Here is a 15,776-nt window from a genome sequence, read left to right on the forward strand (position 1 = left end):
GTTCGATAGTTCGTTAGAATAGAACTCAGCAGATGGGGCCGGATGGTCGCTGCCGGCTTCGGCCGGGAGAGGAAAGTCCGAACTCCATAGGGCGGTGTGCCGGATAACGTCCGGGACTGCACCGTAAAGGGTGCAGGACGGCCAGTGCCACAGAGAAGATACCGCCCCGGGCAACCGGGGTAAGGGTGAAAAGGTGCGGTAAGAGCGCACCGCGCAGTCAGTAATGGCTGTGGCAGGGTAAACCCCACACGGAGCAAGACCAAATAGGCGGGGAGATGGCTCAAGACCCAGACGGGGCCATCGCGTGCCGGCCCGGCACGTTAAGGTGGGTCCCCAATGCGGTTCACCGCAAAGGGCCGGAACTCGCGGGTAGGTTGCTGTTGAGTGTCCGCAGTAATGCGGCGCCTAGAGGAATGACCGTCTAGAACAGAATTCGGCTTACGGGCCTTATCTGCGGTTACGGCCCGGAACGCATACGCGTTCCGGGCCTCCACGCTTTAAGGAGTTGAATGGTTGAATCGTTGAATAGTTGAATGGTTTCTGACGTCACCCTGAACCGGGTGCCCCATATCTGCGAAGCAGATGTGGGATATTTCGCGCTCCGCGCGAACCGCTTTTCGGCGGACGCTAATGGGGCCAGGGTGCCCCACCCTCACGGAGTTAGGGTGGGCACGGGAGCACCATAGATCTTCAATCACATTCCTAGTGAAACCCTGTCCAATGAATATCCATCCCCAGGCTTCCCAGGATGATGCCTCCCACTTCATAAAGCAACGAAAAGAATCACCAGGACAGATACGACCAATCGCCATCGCATATCACCATCGTTTCACGGCTTCCGTGGATGGCAATCCCGTCTGTCATACCCATGCATTAACGCTTCAACTTTTAACTTTCAACCTTTAACTCCCAGCAGGGGGAGCTTTTCCCCTGCTGGAAAAAGAGAGACAATCATCCCCATGGAACTTCGCGCTCGTCTCTCTCCGTTCGTAGATGCCGGAACCAACACGCTGACCCGCTCTGTGGTGAAGGTCGCTCTGGGAACACTCTTCCTGGCGGCTTCGTCGTGGCTGGCTGTGCCCATGTTCCCGGTGCCGATCACCATGCAGACCTATGCGGTGCTGGTGGTGGGAGCTCTCTTCGGCGCGCGCCTGGGAACCATTACCGTGTTGGCGTGGCTGGCGGAAGCGGTCATCGGTCTGCCGGTGCTGGCGCATGGCTCGGCCGGTGTTGCCCTGTTCATGGGACCGACCGCCGGTTACCTGGCAAGCTTCCCGGTAACGGCCGCCTTTATCGGCTGGCTCACCGACCGTAAGTGGATCAATGGCGTTGCCGCCAATCTGGGCGCAATGCTGGCAGGCAATGTCATCAACCTGGGTATGGGAGCTGCATGGCTGGCGACCCTGATCGGCTGGAACAAGGCCATCGCCGCGGGCGTGATGCCCTTCGTGATCGGCGCTCTGGTAAAGGCCGGCCTGGCGACGGCAACTGTGATGGCGGCGCGGCGTACCTTCAAGCCCGCGGCCTAAAGGCGGAACCTCATGATTCGTCTGCGTCCGCATCATCTGTTGTGCATGCTGACGTATAAGGGCGAGGGCTACTCGCCGGAGTTTATTGCGAACTTCGACCGGCTTACCCGGCAGCTTGCTGCCAGTGGTGAGCCGGTCGAAATCGTCTCCGGCCCGGATGACATCTGCGCCCCTCTGATCGCCGGCGGCGACTGCCACTGCTTCAACGAAAGTGTGCTGGAACGCGACCAGAAAGCCGCACAGCAGCTCTCTCGCTTGCTGGGAGAGCCCGTAGTTCCGGGAGCCATCCTGGAGCTGACCGGCACCCGTCTGGCCATGCTACGTACTGCCTTCCGCAACGGAGACATTCGCGCAGCCTGCGAGGAATGCCCCTGGAAGCAGCTCTGTGATGGGATTGCCGGCAGTGGCTTCAAGGGAGTGAAGCTGGCCTGAGGCGTTGAAAGTTGCAAGTTGAAAGTTGAAGCCGTGCTGTATTGGCGGTCTATGAATCCTCGCCACACCACCTGAACTCTTCTTCCGCGCTTTTTGTGGAGTGGCTATGCCCCCTAAGAAACCCATGCGGTACGTTTTCAACCCTTCAACTTGCAACTTTCAACTTAAAATACTTGACACCATACACTGTATGTTGCACAGTATGTGTTGTACAGGATATGAACACTATTCTCCCCACTTCCGAGGTTGCCGAAAGCCTGACGCTGGAGCTGCGCCGCGGCTCTCTGGTCTTGGCCGTCCTGGCAGCGCTGCAACAGGAGCACTACGGCTACACCCTGCGCAAGGCACTGGCAGAGCGCGGGTTGGAGATGGAAGAGAGCACGCTGTATCCGCTGTTGCGGCGGCTGGAGACCCAGGGTTTGCTCACCAGCGAGTGGCGCGAGGAAGATAAACGCCGCAAGCGGTTCTATCGCCTGTCGGCCACTGGAGTCACCGTTTTCGAAAAGCTGCTGGCCGAGTACGCCGGGCTGACCTCTGCCCTGGAACGGATTCTTAATTCGTCCGCACGGATTCTTGCTTCATCTGCTGTTGTCACCAAGGAGTGACTGCCATGAACCAGCCCGACACCGAACCGATCTATCCGCCCACCACCTTTGCTCTGCTGATGCCGTACCTCGCCGCCGTCGGCAAGCACCTCCCCACCCACCGCAAGAACGACATCCTGGCCGAGCTGGGTGCGAATCTGCTGGATGCCATGGAAGACCGTGAGGAAGAGCTTGGGCATCCGCTGACGTTGGAGGATCAGGCGGCAATCTTGCGTGCGCATGGACACCCGTTTGAGGTGGCGATGCGATATCAGCCACAGCGAGCTCTGATCGGTCCTCTCTTCGGTGTCTACTGGTATACCCTCAAGCGCGCAACGCCGCTGGTGGTGCTGGTCTTTGCGATCACGCAGACAGTGCTGCCTGCCATCGCTCCGGACGGGGAAAGTTTTGCGCATCGGCTGCTGGGGTTGCCGAGCGTTCTGTTTACCTTCTGGGCGGTGACGACGGCCGTCTTCGCATTTCTGGATTACGGCGTGACCCGCTACGGAGGAGCCCGGCGGTTAACCTCGCAGTGGGATCCTATGAAGTTGGCGGCACAGAAGCCGCGGCCGGTCCTGCACGGCATTGCGCCAAAGCATCCCGTGATCGACCTCATCGTCGATGCCTTCACTCTCGCCTGGCTGGTGGCGGTGCCACGGTTCCCGGCGCTTCTCTTCTTCGGGCCCGCCGCGCATCTCTTTCATATGGAGGCGGCGCCGGTCTGGCACCGTATGTTCGCTCCCATCATCGCCCTTCTGCTGGCGAGGCTGGTGCTGAAGGCGATTGCCCTCGACAGCCGGCATTCGGCGCGGCGGACCGGGCTGCTCTACGTGGCGGCGGACCTGTGCGCAGTGGTGGCCCTTTTGCTGTTGGTGCTTCCGGGAGAGGCGCTTTTCACCATGACGGCCGGAATTCCAGCGAAGGCGGAGACGGGAATTCAGTTCGGAATCATGATGGGGCTGAGAGTAGCGTTAGTCGCAGCTTCGCTGGCCGCGGCGTGGAAGCTGTGGCAGACCATGCGGCTGAGTGGTCCGGCAGATGGAGCGCCGACCGCTGTGATGATGTTGTAACCGCTATGCAGCAGCGCGTCCTAGGGCTTCCGCCTTCTGAATCCAGCGTCCCCGGCCCTGTTCGCTAACGCCCGCTACGTTGCCGAAAACAGTTGCCTTCACAGGCCCCGCACCCACGAGCGCAAGAATGTTGCGCTTCAGCAGCTTGAGGACATGTGCGCCAAACCACCAGCGGAAGACGAAGCCCGGCATGCCCATGGTGATGATGATGCGGGCATGTTTGCCTTTGAGCAGCTTTGGAAAACGGCCCTTTCGTGAGGGTTCCACCAGATCCGGCTGGAAAACACGTTCCAAAAACCCCTTCATCAGTGCGGGCATGTCGCCAAGCCACAGGGGAAAGAGGAAGACGATGCGGGTCGCCTTCAGCATGGCGTCGTGCACCGGCGCCAGGTCAGGCTCGAGCGGTTGAACTGTTTCGAAGCCGTTGTGCAGGATGGGATCGAATGAGATCCGGCTCAGCACAAAGAGCTCAACCTCATGCCCCGCAGACCTCGCACCCTTGGCATAGGCCTGCGCCAACGCCTCGCAAAGCGTATTTTGGCGGGGATGACCGACGACGATGACAATGCGTTCCATAGCCGTCAGTCTGCTGGTGGCGAGTCGCTCCCGGCGGTGATACTCGTCACGCATGCGACACGGGGGATTGCTACACTCGGGGCAACCGTGCAACTGCAACACACCATCGGCGGTATGACCTACAGCTTTCGCGATCTGAAAGATCTGCTGGCGAAGGCGACACCCCTGCGCTCCGGTGATGAACTTGCCGGAGTCGCGGCAAGCTCGACCGTGGAACGGGCCGCCGCGCAGATGGCGTTGGCTGATCTTCCACTGCGCATCTTCCTGGAAGAGACCCTCGTCCCTTACGAAGACGACGAGGTAACGCGGCTGATCGCCGACAGCCACGATCCTGTGGCCTTTGCTCCGGTCGGCAGCCTCACCATCGGTGGCTTCCGCGACTGGCTGTTGTCAGACGAAGCGACCGGCGGTCTCCTGGCGGGACTGGCCGCAGGCCTCACGCCGGAGATGGTGGCCGCTGTCAGCAAGCTGATGCGGGTGCAGGACCTGGTTGCGGCAGCACGCAAGATCCAGGTGGTCTCGCGCTTCCGGACGACGATTGGACTGGCAGGGAGACTCTCGACACGGCTTCAGCCAAACCATCCAACGGATGATGTCGTCGGCATCGCGGCATCCATGCTCGATGGTCTGCTGCTTGGCTCCGGCGATGCCGTCATCGGCATCAACCCAGCCACCGACAACGTGGAGACGACCGCGACCCTGCTTCGGCTCATCGATGCGGTGCGGGAGCGGTATGCCATTCCCACGCAGAGCTGTGTCCTGGCGCACGTGACCACGCAGATGGCGGCTATCGAGCGTGGCGCTCCACTGGACCTTGTCTTTCAGTCGATTGCAGGCACAGAGAAGGCAAATGTGTCCTTCGGTATCACGCTGGCAATGCTGGATGAGGCGCAAGCGATGGTACGGGAGCTCGGACGCGGCGGCGAGAACCTGATGTACTTCGAGACCGGGCAGGGATCAGCACTCTCAGCCGAGGCGCATCACGGCATGGACCAGCAAACCTGTGAGGCGCGCGCTTATGCTGTGGCACGCCGCTATAAACCTCTGCTGGTGAATACGGTCGTCGGCTTCATCGGGCCTGAGTATCTGTATGACGGCAAGCAGATTTTGCGCGCGGGCCTGGAAGATCACTTCTGCGGTAAGCTGCTGGGGCTGCCGATGGGGTGCGATGTCTGCTACACCAATCACGCCGAGGCCGACCAGGACGATATGGACACCCTGCTGACCATGCTGGGAGCAGCAGGAGTGAACTACATCATGGGCGTTCCCGGGGCGGACGATGTGATGCTGCAGTACCAGAGCACGTCGTTCCATGACGCTCTCTATCTGCGCCAGGTGCTTGGCCTGAAGCCCGCACCGGAGTTCGAAGCGTGGCTTGCGGGGGAGCATGCGGCAAGGCTGACAGAGGCGAGTCCGCTACATCTCACCGCCGGAGCCGGCACATGACGCGAGCACTCAGCACGCTACGCCGCTACACGCCCGCGCGAGTAGCGCTACCCTCTACCGGTGTGAGCCTCGCAACCAGCGAGGTGCTCGCCTTCCAGTTGGCGCACGCACAGGCGCGGGATGCCGTTCACGTTCCGCTGCATCTGCCGAGTCTCGCACTGCGCCTGCAACAGGAAGCAGGTGTCTCGCAGGTGTTGCAACTGACGACGGCTGCGCACGACCGCGCACACTATCTGCGCAATCCAGGGTTGGGACGACGGCTCAGCGATGCTTCGCGCACCCAGCTCGTACACGGATCGTATGACCTGGCGATTATCGTTGCGGATGGCCTGTCGGCGCTGGCAGTAGAACGGCATGCGGTTGAGACACTGGCGGCACTGCTCCCCAAGCTCGCTGAATGGAGCCTGGCGCCGATCGTCCTGCTGACCCAGGCTCGCGTTGCGGTAGCGGATGAGGTCGGCGAGTCTCTGGGAGCGAAGTGCTCACTGGTGCTGATCGGCGAGCGGCCAGGGCTGTCGTCGGCAGATTCGCTGGGAGCGTACCTGACCTGGGATCCATGTGTCGGCAAGACCGACGCAGACCGCAACTGCATCTCGAATATCCGCTACGGCGGTCTGGAGCCAAAGGCGGCCGCGGCAAAGATCCTGTGGTATCTGCAGGAGGCAAAGCGGTTGGGCTTGAGCGGAACGGGGCTCAAGGAGAGGCAGTTGCTGGTTGCTGGTTCCTAGTTGCTGGTTTGTACCGCCGCGAACATTTTCACTGTAAGACACATCTTCGTTGCACCAACTTTTGTCATTCCGTAGCGCAGCGGAGGAATCTGCTTCTCTACCGTTGACCTCCAGGCAGGAAATGGTGAAAAAGCAGATCCCTACGGGATGACAAACAAAAAGGATGTACCGCACGACATTTCAAGTAGCCTCCGCGCTTCACCAACCAGCAACCAGAAACTAGCAACCAGCAACCAGCAACTAGAATCAAGACATGGAGTTTCCTATCACCCGAATGCGCCGTCTTCGCCGTACCGCGGCGATGCGCTCGCTGGTCCGTGAGACCCATCTCCGTCCCGGCATGCTGTTGTATCCGCTCTTCATCTGTCCAGGAGAAAGTGTACGGAAGCCCATCTCTTCCATGCCCGATGTCTTCAACCTCTCCATCGATGAGGCATTGAAAGAAGCGCACGAGTGCGCCAAGCTTGGCATCGGCGGCCTGTTGCTCTTCGGCCTGCCGGAGAGCAAGGATGAAGCCGGCACAGGCGGTTACGCCGACGACGGCATCGTGCAGCGGGCGATCCGTGCCATCAAGGCAGATCGTGCGCTCGATGGGCTGCTGGTGATCTCCGATGTCTGCATGTGCGAGTACACCTCGCACGGACACTGCGGCATCATCGCCCGTGAGGGTGACCACTATCACGTCGACAATGATGCGACGCTCGAGCTGCTGGCAAAGACCGCGGTTTCGCATGCAAAGGCTGGCGCGGATATCGTTGCGCCGTCCGACATGATGGACGGCCGCGTCGAAGCGATTCGCGAAGAACTGGATATCGAAGGCTTCACCGAGGTGCCGATCCTCAGCTATGCGGCCAAGTTCGCCTCGGCGTTCTATGGACCCTTCCGCGAGGCCGCGGATTCAGCGCCGCAGTTTGGCGATCGCCGGACCTACCAGATGGATGCGGCGAATCCGCGCGAAGCCATGCGCGAGATCGAGCTGGACCTAATGGAAGGCGCGGACATGATCCTGATGAAGCCCGCCGGCGCTTACCTGGACATCATCCTCGCCGCCCGCGAGCGCTTCGAGGTACCGATCGGCGCCTACCAGGTCTCAGGCGAATACTCCATGCTCTGCGCAGCCTTCGAAAAGGGCTGGCTGGAACGCGAGCGGACCATCCTCGAGAGCCTGCTGGCGATCCACCGCTCCGGCGCCGACTTTATCTTTACGTACTTCGCGAAGGAAGCAGCGAGGCTGCTTCGCAGCTAGTTCCTGGTTGCTAGTTGCTTGCGTGGTGAGCTCGAAGCTAGCTACCCACTGGATTGGGTCATCCTGAGCGTATGCGAAGGACCTGCTTTTAGTTGAGCCACTGATCTTGGTGCCGACTAAGAAAGCAGGTCCTTCACTTCGTTCAGGATGACAATGCAAAAAGCTCCGGCAACTAGTCAGTCGATCGCAATAGCGTCATACTCCACACCCGAGGCGGACGGCGCCAGCACCCAAAGGGTATAGATCCCCAGAGCCGTACCGAACGGAAACTTCAGCAGCGCCAACACGCCAAAGACAATGGCAAGCACGCGCGCCCAGGGCTTGCGCTGCAGCAGACTCCAGCAGACCAGTGCGGCCGCTCCGGCCATCACCAGGGTGGTGGCGAAGATGAACGGCATCATGGCGTGAAAGAAGGGCATCTGTCCCGGCATGTTCCAGCGGAAAAAGTGCGAGCGCATCATAACGTTGGCAAAAGCCAGACCGAGAAAGACGCTGACGATGCGATAGGCAGCAAAGACACCCCACAACACACCAAGGGTTTGCAGGTGCCGCGGCACACGCGGAATGTAAGGCACGCCATAAGCCATCGGAACTCCGGCGGGCGCAGGTTGAGGCGCAGCGCCTGGCTGAGGGGTGGCTTGTGCAGCGGGTTGAGGAGCTCCACAGCGGGAGCAGAAGCCGCCGGCAGCGGCGGTAGGAGAACCACAGGTAGCGCAGGTCATTGTTCGCGCCTCCTTTTGAACCAGTCAGAGATACGCAGCGAAGAGACGACGAGTTCCGTTGCGGGGAATTCTACGCCTCCGTGGCGGCTACGATACTTTGCTCACGGTGCGCGGGCAGGTGCGTTTCATGAACATGCGTTGGAAGGTCGTCTGCATTCTGTTATGGGCACTTGCGACCGGAGCCTCGGCTCAGGATGCGCCGGTGATTCGGCGTGAGGCCAGGCTTGTTCTGGTTCCTGTACTTGTGACCGGCAAAGACGGTCTGCTGTCGGAACCATTGACCGCAAAGGACTTCTTTCTCACTGACGACGGAGCGGCCATGAACCTTCGTCTGGAAGATCGCTCTTCGCAGCCGCTGGCCGTACTGGTAGTGATGCAGACCGGAGGATCTGCGCCGCGGCAATTCCGCAACTACAGCACCCTGGAGACGATGCTGCAGTATGTAGCCGGCGCAGCCGATTGCCGGTTCGGTCTGTTGACCTTCGATAGCAAGCCGGAAGGGGTACTTCGCTTCTCCCGTGATGTCAGCAGGCTGCATGACCCGATTCAGGCTCCTGAAACGGGCGACGGCAGCGCGGCGATTCTGGATGCGGTGAGCACGGGTGTCGATCTGCTGGCGGCTCTGCCGCAGACGACGCGCAGGGTGATCCTGCTGTTGAGCCAGCCGCAGGATACTGCCAGCAAAACACCGGTTCATGAACTGCTGCGGAAGATGAGCGAGAACAACGTGGAGGTGTACAGCCTGACCTTCTCGCCGGAGAAGACGCAGCTGATGGATTCGCTGAAAGGCAATCGTCATGCGAATCCGCCATACCAGTTGGGCCCGGTAGGCCCAACCGTGATGGGGACCTTCGATCTGGGAACGCCTCTGGGCATGGCCTTCCGCGCTCTGCAGAAGAATGCGGCATCTGAGATGGCCGAGTTGTCGGGTGGGGAGAGCTTTCGCTTCGACGATCGGGCTGAACTGGAAAAGCAAATGGCAATTCTCGCGAATCACCTGCCCAACAGGTACCTGCTGAGTTTCCAACCTGTTTCGGGCAAAGAAGGCTTGCACCGGATCGAGGTACGGATACCGGCACATCCGGATCTGACTGTGCACGCACGCAACGCGTACTGGTCGAGCGCATCTACCCCAGCGCATCTACCATAGAGAAGTGAGTATGTTACGCGAGACGAGTGCGGCCGCCCTCGAGTGGCAGCGACTGCGGGAGCAGATGGCGAGGCTGACCGGCTCAGCGGCGGGCCGCGATCGTGTGCTCGCCCTTGAGCCCTCGACCGATGCCGTCTGGATCGCGCAGCAGCAGGACTGCATCGCCGAGGTGCGGCTGTATCTGGCAACCGGCGCCGCGTTCTATTTCACGGCTGTCTTTGCCCCAGGCTCCATGCTGGAGAAGGCGCGGATTCCCGGCGCTGCCCTGGAGCCCGCGGACTTGTTGCGCGTGCTTGCGCTGGCAGAGCTGATGGAAGAGTGGCGAGCCGTGGCGCAGCAGGAAGAGCCATGGAAGGCAATCGCCGAGATCTCGCTTCCGGTAACGCAGGCATACCTCGCTCCACTGCTTCACGCTCTGCGCGGCAAGATCGAGCCCGACGGCTCGCTGAGCGACGATGCCTCGCCGGAGCTGGCGCGGCTGCGCAACGCCATTGCACGCCAGCACCGTGCGATTGAGGAATCGCTGCGCCGCAGCCTGCGCGCCATCAGTGAGTCCGGAGCGGCCCAGGAAGAGCTGATCACGCTCCGTGGCGATCGCTTCGTCATTCCAGTCAAGACCGAACAGCGCCGCAAGGTGCCGGGCGTCATTCATGGCTCCAGCTCCAGCGGACAGACAGTCTTTGTCGAGCCATTGGAGACCGTCGAGAGCAATAACGAGCTGCTGCGCCTTCTGGATGAAGAGCAGGCTGAGGTGCATCGCATCCTGGTCGCGATGACCCGCGCCGTGGGCGACCATGCTGCCTCGCTGGAGTCAGGGGCAGAGGTACTGACGGAGCTCGATGCTCTCTTCGCCGGCGCACGCTTCGCGCAGACACTGGACTGTGTCCGGCCTGAGTTCGTAGAGCACGAGATTGCGGTGAAGGCGGCGCGGCATCCGCTGCTGGACCTGCAGTTGAAATCCGAGGGCGGAAGCGTGGTTCCGCTGACGCTTTCGCTGGAAGACGGAGCGCGGCAGTTGATCATCAGCGGACCCAACACCGGCGGAAAGACCGTCTCCCTCAAAACCGTTGGCCTGCTGGCGTTGATGGCTCAGGCGGGTCTGCCGGTGCCGGCCGAAGAGGCAAAGCTTCCGGTCTTCGCCGCCGTCTATGCCGACATCGGAGACGCGCAGTCGATCGAGCGCAACCTTTCCACCTTCTCCGCGCACATGACCAACCTCGATCGCATCACGCGCGAGGCCGATGCTTCCTCGCTGGTGTTGCTGGACGAGCTCGGCTCGGCGACCGATCCCGAAGAAGGCGCGGCACTGGCGGTGGCCATCAGCGGCCACTTCCTGCGCATGCGTGCCTGGAGCCTGGTCACCACCCACCTGAACTCCATGAAGATCTACGCCGCCACCAATGAGGGCGTCGTCAATGCAGCAGTGGGCTTCGATGAGGAGACGCTTGCGCCGACGTACACCCTGCGCATGGGCATTCCCGGAGCATCTGCCGGTATCAATATTGCGCAGCGTATCGGTCTGCAGCCGGAGATCATCGCTGCCGCGCGCAACCAGCTCGATCATCAGACCGCCGACATCGGCCGCTTCATCGACCAGTTGCACATGCAGCTTGCCGCGGCCAATGAAGAGCGCGAGGCGCTGCGTAAACGCGAGCTCGCACTGGAACGCGAGAAGCAGCGGCTGGAAGCCGAAGGACGCAACGAACAGCGGCAGAAGGCACGTGAGCTCGAGGGCAAACTGACCTCGCTGATGAAAGACTTCGAGCACCAGATGCGTGAGGCCGCCGGAGCCATCGCCGACAAGGCAGCGAGCCAAAAGCTGGCCAAGGAGACAGAGCGCAGACTGGCTCGTCTGAAGCGCGAGTTCTCCGAACAGTTCAATGCCACTGTTGTCGCGCACATCAGCGGCGCCGACAAGAAGGATCCGAACGCGCAGCCGCATGTGGTGAAGTCGATCAACGTCGGCGATACGGTAAAACTGCGCACCCTGGGCCGCGAAGTCCGCGTGGACCGCGAGGTCTCCTCGAATGTCTTCGAGGTCAGCATGGGGCCGATGAAGATGCGGGTGCAGCGCGACGACATCGCCGAGGTCGTGCGAAAGGCGCCTGCCGAGACACCGCTGCAGGCAGTGAAGCGCAAGGGCGGCGTGACGGTAGCCATGCAGACCGACCCCGACATCACCCCGCGCGAGATCAACGTCATCGGCCGTACCGCCGACGAAGCGCAGGACGAGGTGGAACGCTTCCTCGACCAGGCCTTTCTCGCCGGCCTGCCATCCATACGCGTCGTCCACGGAACCGGCATGGGCATCCTCCGCCGCACCCTGCGCGACTACCTGCGGCGCCATCCCCACGTAGCCAACGTCACCGAGCCTCCCTATAACGAGGGCGGTCAGGGAGCCACTGTCGTTGAACTGCGCCTGTAAGGCGCAATTGAAGAATGGAATAAGTGAATGATTGAATGATGATCCGTGGCGCGAATGTGGCTTTATTCAATCATTCAATTCTTCCATCATTCAATTACGCGCCTCAACGAGGCGCGTACCCCTCCCTCGCCCTCACCACCATCCCTTCCCCTGCCGTAATCGTGACCTTGCGGAAGCGGCGGTCGTGAGCAGGGTTGTTGGAGTAGTAGCCGATCTCGTAGAGCGACTTCAGGTCCGCGGCGATGGAGGTGAAGATCTCCTTGCTCGATTCTTTGCGGACGTCGAAGCTCTGGCCGCCGGTCGCCTCGGTCAGGTGGTCGAGCACGCGCATACCGTAGCGGTCGCGGGCGTTCATCTTCTTCTCTTTGTTCTCGGTGGTGCGTAGCGCGTAGACCAGGGTGTCGGCGCCCTGCGCGGCGGTGATGGTGTCGAGAAGGTCATGCTCACTGGAGTTCTCCTCTCCGTCGGAGAAGACGATGAGGACGCGGCGGTGTTCGCGTTCGGCCTCCATCTTCTCGGTGATGGAGAAGTAAACCGCGTCATAAAGAGCCGTGCCCAGATCACGCTCTTCCTTGGGACCGATCTCCGGGAAGTTGCGCTCGCCTTTGTTGAAGTGATGGACCCTCTCGATGATCTCGCTGGGGGCACTGGTCCAGTCGCTGACCAGGCGCAGATGATTTCCGAAGCAGATGGCGAAGGCGCGGTCGCGCGGCTCCATCACCTCCTTCAGGAAGTCTTCGATCTCGTGCTCGTGTTCTTTGACGAACTTATCCTGGCTGCCGCTGGCGTCGACGATCAGCGCGATGCTGAGCGGAAGCTCACGCTGGCTGGCGTAATAGCGTACGGTCTGGTCGGCTCCGTCTTCCTTGATATGGAAGGCCGTCTGCGGCAAGTTAGTGACCAGCTTGCCTTTGGCGTCGCGGACGGTGAGGGTCGTGCTGATCAGACGGCTGTTGACCTGTAGCCGGAACTCGGGCTGCTCCTGTTGCCCATGCGCATGCAAAACAAGACCGAGCGCGAGCACGGGCAGAAGGTGTCGCAGAGACATGCAGCCACAATACGGCACGGAGCAATGGATGATTCAGAAATCACGAATGCTTCGCAAAGTTGCCGTGCTATAGTTCGTCGCGTATGGTGCGCTTTTTTACGATCGAACGCGAATATGGCAGCGAGGGAGCGGAGTACGCCGCGGCCCTGGCGGAGAAGTTGGGCTGGAAGTTGTACGACAAGGCTCTGGTAGACGCCGCGGCTGCCGAGGCCGGGGTAGATCCAAGCCAGGTAGTGGCGGGCGACGAGAAACTTGATCCCTGGTATGCACGTCTGGGGAAGGGATTTCTGGCCGGGGGCGCTGAGCTGGGCTTCCCGCCGAGCGGCATCGATACCGACCAGATGCTCGGCTATCTGCAGCGGGCGATGAAGCGTGTCGCGGCAGAAGGTCACTGTGTCATCGTCGGCCGGGGCGGCTCGAGCTACCTCTGCGGTACGCCGGGAGCGTTCCACGTCTTCACCTACGCCTCTATGCCGCACAAAAAGCGCTGGTTCGAGGCAAAGTACCCGGAGCGCGCCCACCTGGCCGAACAAGAGATCCACGCCTTCGATGCAGCCCGGGCGACGTACGTCCGTCGGCACTATAACCGTGACTGGGCCGATCGCCATCTCTATCACCTGCTACTTAACTCCTGCATGGGCATTGACGCAATGGTGAAGGCGACGATTGATGCGGCGGGAACCATTGGGTAGGTGATGCCTACGCTCGGCGAGCTGGAGGAGCAGAAGAAGCTGTTGCTGGCGCCGCTCTTAGAGTGGACTCCCGCACGGCGATCGTTCCGCGAGGAGCCCGAGGCCTGGTCTGCGACTGAGGTGGTCTGCCATCTGGCGAAGACCGAGGCTACGGCTCTGCGGGCGGCGCGTCAAAATATCGCGCAGCCGCATGAGGTCGAGAAACAGGACCGTGTCAACGTCCGATTTCTTCACCGGCTCTTCTCAACCGATCGCAGAGTGAAGGTTCCGGAGATCGCCAGCCATGTCCTCCCGGAGAACAACCCCGATTGGGACCAGGTTCTGACGGAGTGGCAAAGGACGCGGAAGGAGTTGGAGACCTTTCTCTCAACAACACCGGAGGGATTGCAGGGCGGCATTTTCCGGCATCCATCGGCGGGCTGGATGGACCTTTCCAGCATGCTCGACTTCTTCGCTGTGCATATGCAGCACCACTGCTTCCAGTTGGAGCGAATCGCGGCGGCATCGTCCCACATCCTATAGTTGTGCTGTTATCGGCCATGTCATATCGAAAATCGCACGGCAATGCCGGGCAGCGTAAAATGGTGACGTTTGTGTCATCCCACGTCTTGAAGTAAACGGAGATTCCCTTGGCAGATACGATCTTTGATGTTGCAGTAATTGGCGGCGGACCCGCGGGATACACCTGTGCGATCCGTGCGGCGCAGTATGGGCTGAAGGTGGCATTGATTGAGGCTACCGACAAGATTGGCGGTACCTGCCTGCATGTGGGTTGCATTCCCACCAAGGCCATCCTGTTCTCCGCCGAGGTCTACGATCACTTCAAGCACGCCAAGGAGTTCGGCCTGGAGACCACCGGCGAGGTCAAGGTGAACTGGCCCGCCGTCGTCGGCCGCAAAGCGGACATCGTCACCAAGCACACCAAGGGTCTCGACTTTCTGATGAAGAAGAACAAGATCACGGTGGTGCGCGGCTACGGCAAGCTGACCGGTGCGGCCAAGGGTGGCGTGCACACCATCGCCATCGAGGGCGGTAAGGAGTCGCAGGTCCAGGCCAAGAATGTTGTGCTGGCTACCGGTTCCGATGCCCGTATGCTCCCCGGCTACACCGCTGACGACAAGATCATGACCAACATCGAGATCCTCTCGATGGACTCGGTTCCAAAGTCGCTCGTAGTCATCGGCTCAGGCGCCGTGGGTGTCGAGTTCGCCTCCATCTTCCGCAGCTTCGGCTCAGAGGTTACGGTTATCGAGGCTCTGCCGCGTATCGTGCCGGCCGAAGACGAAGAGGTCTCCAAGGAACTGCTGCGCCAGTTCAAAAAGCGCGGCATCGACGTGCATCTCTCCGCCAAGGTCGACAAGATCGAAAAGACCAAGAGCGGCGTGAAGGTCGACTTCACCACCAGCGACGGCAAGCCTGCCGCGAAGGAAGCGGAGAAGGTTCTGGTCGCCGTGGGCCGCGCTCCCCGCACCGGCAACGTCGGTATCGATAAGACTAAGGTCAAGGTAGACCGCGGCTTCGTCGAGGTGGACGAGTACATGCAGACCGCCGAGCCAGGCGTCTATGCCATTGGCGACATCGTCATGGGCTTCCCGCAGCTCGCACACTCCGGTTCCACCGCCGGCATGCTGGTTGCCGCCAAGCTGGCAGGAAAGTATGCCAAGCCGATGAAGCGCAACCTGATCCCGGGCTGCACCTACTGCGAGCCGCAGATCGGTTCCGTGGGTCTGACGGAAGCCAAGGCAAAGGAAGCCGGCTACGACGTGAAGGTCGGTAAGTTCCCGTTCGTCGGCAACTCCAAGGCAACGATCCTGGGTTCGCACGACGGCTTCATCAAGGTAGTCGCCGATAAGAAGTACGGCGAGATCCTCGGCGTACACATCATTGGTCCGCTGGCCACCGACATCATTGCGGAAGCGGTGACGGCGATGGAACTCGAAGCGACCATCGAGTCCATGATGTTCACCGTGCACGCTCACCCGACCGTTGCCGAGGCCCTGCTCGACGGCTTCGCCTCGGTTGAAGGCATGGCAATCAACGTTTAGCGATTCGATTCGAAGGACATGGGGCTTTAGCTTCTGAGGATGGACCTCAGGGGCTAAAGCCCCTTGCCTTCTCCAGATGGTTG

15 protein-coding genes and 1 other RNA gene are annotated in these 15,776 nt (G+C 60.9%); 13 read left to right on the forward strand and 3 right to left on the reverse strand.

What is annotated here, in order from left to right; all coding sequences use genetic code 11:
* The first annotated feature begins 30 nt into the window (after positions 1-30).
* The 5 genes from rnpB (at position 31) to FTW19_RS03240 (ending at position 3,615) form a co-directional block, all read left to right on the forward strand.
* Positions 31-457: RNase P RNA component class A (rnpB, locus tag FTW19_RS03220), an RNA gene on the forward strand.
* Between the two features lie 502 nt (positions 458-959).
* Positions 960-1,529 (forward strand): biotin transporter BioY, encoded by a 570-nt coding sequence (locus FTW19_RS03225; protein WP_147646303.1) that lies wholly within the window; start codon positions 960-962, stop codon positions 1,527-1,529.
* A gap of 12 nt (positions 1,530-1,541) precedes the next feature.
* Positions 1,542-1,961: a DUF1284 domain-containing protein gene (locus FTW19_RS03230; protein ID WP_147646304.1), complete on the forward strand. Its 420-nt coding sequence runs from the start codon at positions 1,542-1,544 to the stop codon at positions 1,959-1,961.
* A gap of 218 nt (positions 1,962-2,179) precedes the next feature.
* Positions 2,180-2,566 carry a PadR family transcriptional regulator gene (locus tag FTW19_RS03235; protein WP_147646305.1) on the forward strand — a complete coding sequence of 129 codons (387 nt, stop codon included), beginning with the start codon at positions 2,180-2,182 and terminating at the stop codon, positions 2,564-2,566.
* Between the two features lie 5 nt (positions 2,567-2,571).
* Positions 2,572-3,615 carry a hypothetical protein gene (locus FTW19_RS03240; RefSeq protein ID WP_147646306.1) on the forward strand — a complete coding sequence of 348 codons (1,044 nt, stop codon included), beginning with the start codon at positions 2,572-2,574 and terminating at the stop codon, positions 3,613-3,615.
* A 3-nt stretch (positions 3,616-3,618) separates the two neighbouring features.
* On the opposite strand, the gene FTW19_RS03245 is transcribed toward FTW19_RS03240, so the two are convergent.
* Entirely contained in the window at positions 3,619-4,191 is a 573-nt protein-coding gene (locus tag FTW19_RS03245; protein ID WP_147646307.1) for an NAD(P)H-dependent oxidoreductase, read from the reverse strand.
* Here FTW19_RS03245 and FTW19_RS03250 point away from each other — a divergent pair.
* The 3 genes from FTW19_RS03250 to hemB all read left to right on the forward strand — a co-directional run bounded on the left by FTW19_RS03250 (position 4,162) and on the right by hemB (position 7,611).
* Positions 4,162-5,637, forward strand: a complete 1,476-nt coding sequence (locus FTW19_RS03250) for an ethanolamine ammonia-lyase subunit EutB (protein ID WP_147646308.1) — start codon at positions 4,162-4,164, stop codon at positions 5,635-5,637. The two genes, FTW19_RS03245 and FTW19_RS03250, sit on opposite strands and share 30 nt — an antisense overlap.
* Positions 5,634-6,365 (forward strand): ethanolamine ammonia-lyase subunit EutC, encoded by a 732-nt coding sequence (gene eutC / locus FTW19_RS03255; RefSeq protein ID WP_147646309.1) that lies wholly within the window; start codon positions 5,634-5,636, stop codon positions 6,363-6,365. The genes FTW19_RS03250 and eutC overlap by 4 nt, the downstream gene beginning before the upstream one ends.
* Positions 6,366-6,618: 253 nt before the next feature.
* Positions 6,619-7,611, forward strand: coding sequence for a porphobilinogen synthase (hemB, locus tag FTW19_RS03260; protein ID WP_147646310.1), 993 nt, complete (start codon positions 6,619-6,621; stop codon positions 7,609-7,611).
* A gap of 176 nt (positions 7,612-7,787) precedes the next feature.
* Here the strand turns inward: hemB and FTW19_RS03265 are convergent, their stop codons facing one another.
* Positions 7,788-8,333, reverse strand: coding sequence for a hypothetical protein (locus FTW19_RS03265; protein WP_147646311.1), 546 nt, complete (start codon positions 8,331-8,333; stop codon positions 7,788-7,790).
* A gap of 127 nt (positions 8,334-8,460) precedes the next feature.
* Here FTW19_RS03265 and FTW19_RS03270 point away from each other — a divergent pair, with 127 nt between their 5' ends.
* Both FTW19_RS03270 and FTW19_RS03275 read left to right on the forward strand, forming a co-directional pair.
* Positions 8,461-9,483 (forward strand): VWA domain-containing protein, encoded by a 1,023-nt coding sequence (locus FTW19_RS03270; protein ID WP_147646312.1) that lies wholly within the window; start codon positions 8,461-8,463, stop codon positions 9,481-9,483.
* A 10-nt stretch (positions 9,484-9,493) separates the two neighbouring features.
* Positions 9,494-11,908 (forward strand): endonuclease MutS2, encoded by a 2,415-nt coding sequence (locus tag FTW19_RS03275; RefSeq protein ID WP_147646313.1) that lies wholly within the window; start codon positions 9,494-9,496, stop codon positions 11,906-11,908.
* A gap of 103 nt (positions 11,909-12,011) precedes the next feature.
* Here the strand turns inward: FTW19_RS03275 and FTW19_RS03280 are convergent, their stop codons facing one another.
* Positions 12,012-12,956 (reverse strand): VWA domain-containing protein, encoded by a 945-nt coding sequence (locus FTW19_RS03280; RefSeq protein WP_147646314.1) that lies wholly within the window; start codon positions 12,954-12,956, stop codon positions 12,012-12,014.
* Between the two features lie 83 nt (positions 12,957-13,039).
* On the opposite strand from FTW19_RS03280, the gene FTW19_RS03285 reads away from it, so the two are divergent.
* The 3 genes from FTW19_RS03285 to lpdA all read left to right on the forward strand — a co-directional run bounded on the left by FTW19_RS03285 (position 13,040) and on the right by lpdA (position 15,693).
* A complete protein-coding gene (locus FTW19_RS03285; protein ID WP_147646315.1) occupies positions 13,040-13,648 on the forward strand; it encodes an AAA family ATPase in 609 nt (202 codons plus the stop codon).
* A 3-nt stretch (positions 13,649-13,651) separates the two neighbouring features.
* Complete coding sequence (locus FTW19_RS03290; RefSeq protein ID WP_246153723.1) at positions 13,652-14,170, forward strand: DinB family protein; 519 nt, start codon at positions 13,652-13,654, stop codon at positions 14,168-14,170.
* Between the two features lie 107 nt (positions 14,171-14,277).
* The gene (gene lpdA / locus FTW19_RS03295) at positions 14,278-15,693 is read left to right on the forward strand and encodes a dihydrolipoyl dehydrogenase (protein WP_147646317.1); all 1,416 of its coding nucleotides are present in this window, start codon (positions 14,278-14,280) and stop codon (positions 15,691-15,693) included.
* Positions 15,694-15,776 lie beyond the last annotated feature (83 nt).

It is taken from the genome of Terriglobus albidus, assembly GCF_008000815.1.
Taxonomy (GTDB): domain Bacteria; phylum Acidobacteriota; class Terriglobia; order Terriglobales; family Acidobacteriaceae; genus Terriglobus; species Terriglobus albidus_A.